The organism is Microbacterium sp. (assembly GCF_031988965.1).
Classification (GTDB): Bacteria; Actinomycetota; Actinomycetes; order Actinomycetales; family Microbacteriaceae; genus Microbacterium.
Genome location: NZ_DALZXX010000193.1, coordinates 1 through 4,281, shown reverse-complemented (window position 1 = coordinate 4,281; position 4,281 = coordinate 1). Strand labels below are relative to the sequence as shown.

The following is a 4,281-nucleotide window of genomic DNA, read 5'->3' as shown; positions in this document are numbered from 1 at the left end:
TCAACGCGAACGCCTACGGCAACGGCACCGCGATCTTCACGCGCGACGGCGGCACCGCGCGTCAGTACGAGTTCGACATCGAGGTCGGCATGGTCGGCGTGAACGTGCCGATCCCCGTGCCGATCGGCGCCTACTCGTTCGGCGGCTGGAAGGACTCGCTGTTCGGCGACTCGCACATCTACGGCCCCGAGTCGGTGCACTTCTACACTCGGTCGAAGGTGGTCACCACTCGTTGGCCCGACCACACGCCCTCGCAGATCGACCTGGGCTTCCCGAGCAACCACTGAGCTCCCGAACAGACACTGAGAACTGAGACACGAGACATGACGAACTACACCGACCGCCACGGTGCATCCCACCCCCTGCCCGCCCCCGAGGCCGAGGCGCAGGTACGGGCGGATGACCGCGGCCACGTGTTCCACTCGTGGAGCGCGCAGGGCCTGATCGATCCGCTGCCCGTCGCCGCGGGCGAGGGCTCGACGTTCTGGGACTACGCCGGCAACGCCTACCTCGACTTCTCGAGCCAGCTCGTGAATCTGAACCTCGGGCACCAGCATCCCGACCTGGTCGCGGCGATCCAGCAGCAGGCCGGGCGCCTGTCGACCATCCAGCCCGCGATGGCGAACGACGTGCGAGGCGAGCTCGCCCGGCTCATCGTCGAGGTCGCGCCCGAGGGCTTCGAGAAGGTCTTCTTCACGAACGGCGGTGCCGAGGCCAACGAGTACGCGGTGCGCATGGCGCGTCAGTCGACAGGTCGCCACAAGGTGCTGTCGATGTACCGCAGCTACCACGGGTCGACCTCGACCGCGATCTCGCTCACGGGCGATCCCCGCCGGTGGGCGAACGGCACGCCCGACTCGGGAGCCGTGCGCTTCTTCGGGCCGTACCTCTACCGCTCGCCGTTCCACGCCGAGACGCCCGAACAGGAGTCCGAGCGCGCACTCGCCCACCTCGAGCAGACGATCCAGCTCGAGGGCCCGCAGACCATCGCCGCAATCATCATCGAGACGGTGGTCGGCACCAACGGCGTGCTCGTGCCGCCGCCCGGCTATCTGCCGGGCGTGCGCGAGCTGTGCGACCGCTACGGCATCGTCTACATCGCCGACGAGGTCATGGTCGGCTTCGGCCGCCTCGGCGAGTGGTTCGGCATCGACGCGTACGAGGGACGCCCCGACCTCATCACCTTCGCCAAGGGCGTGAACTCGGGGTACGTCCCGCTCGGTGGCGTCGTGATCTCCGAGCGCATCGCGAAGGCCTTCGAGACCACGCCGTTCGCCGGCGGGCTCACCTACTCGGGGCATCCGCTCGCGTGCGCCGCGGGCGTCGCGACCTTCGAGGTGTTCCGCCGAGACGGCATCCTCGAGCGCGTGCGCGACCTCGGCGAGCGCATCGTCGAGCCGACGCTGCGCCGCTGGGTCGACACCCACCCGAGCGTCGGAGAGGTGCGGGGTCGCGGTCTGTTCTGGGCCGTCGAGCTCGTGCGCGATAAGGAGACGCGCGAGCCGCTGGTGCCGTTCAACGCGAGTGGAGCGGATGCCGCGCCGGTCGCCGCCTTCGCCGCCGCCGCGAAGAAGGCCGGTGTCTGGCCGTTCACGCACTTCAACCGCATGCACGTCGCTCCGCCGCTCGTGATCAGCGAGGACGACCTGGTGCGCGGTCTCACCGTGCTCGACGAGGCTCTCGCCGTCGCCGACGAGCACGCCGCGAACTGAGAGTGCTGCTGCTGCTGCGCGGCTTCTAGATCAGGAATCCGCGCAGCAGCGCCTCGGACCCGGCAAGGTGATCGCGCATCGCGGCCTCGGCGACGTCGGGGCGCCCGGCGAGGATCGCGGTGACGATCCGCTCGTGCTGCTCCCCCGAGTGCTGGATGTTGCGAGGCATCAGGGGGAAGGTGTCGAGCCACGCGTTCACGTCGGCCCTGTTCTCGGCGACGAGTGCGACGAGCGACGGCACTCCGGCGGCTTCCGCGATCGCGAGGTGCAGCAGGGTGTCGAGGCGTCGATACTCCTCGGGGCCGGCCGGAAGCGCGGCCTCATGCCGTGCCCACAGGTCGGCGCGCGTCGCGGCATCCAGAGTGCGACCCGCCGCCGCACGTGCCGCGCCGGTCTCGAGCACCCGGCGGAGACCCAGCACGTCGTCGATCTCGGCCGCGGTCACGGCTCCGGCATCCGACGGCTGCGGCAGCGGATCCGCGACGAAGGTGCCGCCGTATCGCCCGCGCTTGGGAACGAGGTAGCCGGTGTCGGCGAGCTCGCGGATCGCCTCGCGCACGGTGTCGCGGCTGACGCCGAAGGATGCCGCGAGCTCGCGCTCCGGTGGCAGCGACTCCCCCGGCGCGACGACGCCGAGACGAATGGTCTGCACGAGGCGAGCGACCGCATCCTCCAGCGCGTTGCCTCGGCGCAGCGGCCGATAGACCGCCCGGCGCACCGCGACGAGATCGCCGTCGGAAGGGTGCTCGCTCATGCTTCTCAGCCTGTCACAGCGACATGATCCCGCTTCACAGCGGGGTGACGTATGCGTTGGTGATGCCGCCGTCGACGACGAAGGCGCTGGCGGTGATGAACGACGAGTCGTCCGAGGCGAGGAAGGCCACGGCGGCCGCAAGCTCCGACGGCTCGGCGAAGCGCCCCATCGGCACGTGCACGAGGCGACGCTGCGCGCGCTCGGGGTCCTTCGCGAACAGCTCCTGCAGCAACGGCGTGTTCACGGGGCCGGGGCACAGCGCGTTGACGCGCACACCCTGTCGCGCGAACTGCACGCCGAGCTCGCGCGACATCGCGAGCACGCCGCCCTTCGAGGCGGTGTAGCTGATCTGCGAGGTGGCCGAGCCCAGGAGCGCGACGAAAGACGCGGTGTTGATGATCGAGCCCCGCCCTGCGGGCACCATGTGGCGCAGCGCCGCACGGCTGCACAGGTACACGCTCTTGAGGTTGACGTCCTGCACCCGGTCCCAGGCGGGCAGCTCGGTCGTCTCGATCGAGTCGTCGTCGGCCGGCGAGATGCCCGCGTTGTTGAACGCGATGTCGATGCGGCCGAACTCCTCGGCGACGCCGTCGAAGAGCGCGTTGACCTTGCCCTCGTCGGCGACGTCGACCGGACGGAACGCCCCTCCCACCTCCGCCGCAGCCTTCTCCCCCGTCGCGGGGTCGACGTCGGCGATGACGACGAACGCCCCCTCGGCGGCGAAGCGCTGCGCGGTGGCGAAGCCGATGCCGCTCGCGCCTCCCGTGATGATGGCGACGCGGTCCTTGAGTCGCTGGGTCAGATCGATGCTCATGTGTGTTCTCCGTTGCAGGTGGGTGCGGGTCAGGATTCGTCGGTCGCGAAGAAGACGTTCTTCGTCTCGGTGAAGTGCTCGGCGGCGTCCGGTCCGAGCTCCCGCCCGAGACCCGACGCCTTCATGCCGCCGAACGGTGTCGCGTACCGCACCGACGAGTGAGAGTTCACCGAGAGCACGCCGCTCTGCACGCCGCGCGAGACGCGGACCGCGCGGCCGAGGCTCTCGGTCCAGATCGAGCCGGCGAGACCGTAGGCGGTGTCGTTCGCCAGGCGGATCGCATCGGCCTCGTCGTCGAACGGCATGACCGCGACGACAGGCCCGAACACCTCGTGCTGGGCGATGCGGTCGGACGGATCGGCAAGCACCACGGCGGGCGCGAACCAGAATCCGTCGCCGCTCGGAGCGCTGCCGCGGAACGCGATGTTCGCGTCGTCGAGGAACCCGGAGACGGTGTCGCGGTGCGCGGCCGAGATGAGCGGCCCCATGTCGGTGTCGGCGCTCGACGGGTCTCCCACCTGCCAGGCGGCGACGGCGGGTTCGAGCATCTCGAGGAACCGGTCGTACACCGAGCGCTGCACGAGCAGCCGACTGCGAGCACAGCAGTCCTGGCCCGCGTTGTCGAACACCGATCCGGGGACCGCGGCGACGGCCTTCTCGAGGTCCGCGTCTGCGAAGACGATGTTGGCGCTCTTGCCGCCGAGCTCCAGAGTGACGGGCTTGAGCGCGCGAGCGCATCCGGCGGCGACCTCGATGCCGACCTCGGTCGATCCGGTGAACACCACCTTGCGGACATCAGGATGCTCGACGAGTCGCTGCCCGACGACGGACCCCGACCCGGTGACGACCTCGAACAGCCCTTCGGGCAGCCCAGCCTCGAGGGCGAGTTCGCCGAGGCGGATCGCCGTGAGGGGGGTGAGCTCGGCGGGCTTCAGCACCACGGCGTTCCCTGCGGCGAGCGCCGGCGCGAACGCCCACGCCGCGATCGTCATGGGGAAGTT

Annotated in this window: 5 protein-coding genes; 2 read left to right on the top strand and 3 right to left on the bottom strand. The window is 70.1% G+C overall.

All coding sequences use genetic code 11. From position 1 onward, the window contains the following. Positions 1 to 287 (top strand): aldehyde dehydrogenase family protein (locus tag RTM68_RS17270; RefSeq protein ID WP_312173326.1); only part of this gene is annotated, 287 nt, incomplete at its 5' end. Between the two features lie 36 nt (positions 288 to 323). Continuing rightward, complete coding sequence (locus RTM68_RS17265; RefSeq protein WP_312173323.1) at positions 324 to 1,712, top strand: aspartate aminotransferase family protein; 1,389 nt, start codon at positions 324 to 326, stop codon at positions 1,710 to 1,712. Between the two features lie 25 nt (positions 1,713 to 1,737). On the opposite strand, the gene RTM68_RS17260 is transcribed toward RTM68_RS17265, so the two are convergent. From RTM68_RS17260 to RTM68_RS17250, 3 genes are all read right to left on the bottom strand, one after another. Further along, the gene (locus RTM68_RS17260; protein ID WP_312173320.1) at positions 1,738 to 2,466 is read right to left on the bottom strand and encodes a GntR family transcriptional regulator; all 729 of its coding nucleotides are present in this window, start codon (positions 2,464 to 2,466) and stop codon (positions 1,738 to 1,740) included. A gap of 34 nt (positions 2,467 to 2,500) precedes the next feature. After that, positions 2,501 to 3,280 carry a 3-oxoacyl-ACP reductase gene (locus tag RTM68_RS17255; protein ID WP_312173317.1) on the bottom strand — a complete coding sequence of 260 codons (780 nt, stop codon included), beginning with the start codon at positions 3,278 to 3,280 and terminating at the stop codon, positions 2,501 to 2,503. A 29-nt stretch (positions 3,281 to 3,309) separates the two neighbouring features. Beyond that, on the bottom strand, positions 3,310 to 4,281 hold a 972-nt coding region (locus RTM68_RS17250; RefSeq protein ID WP_312173315.1), incomplete at its 5' end, for an aldehyde dehydrogenase family protein.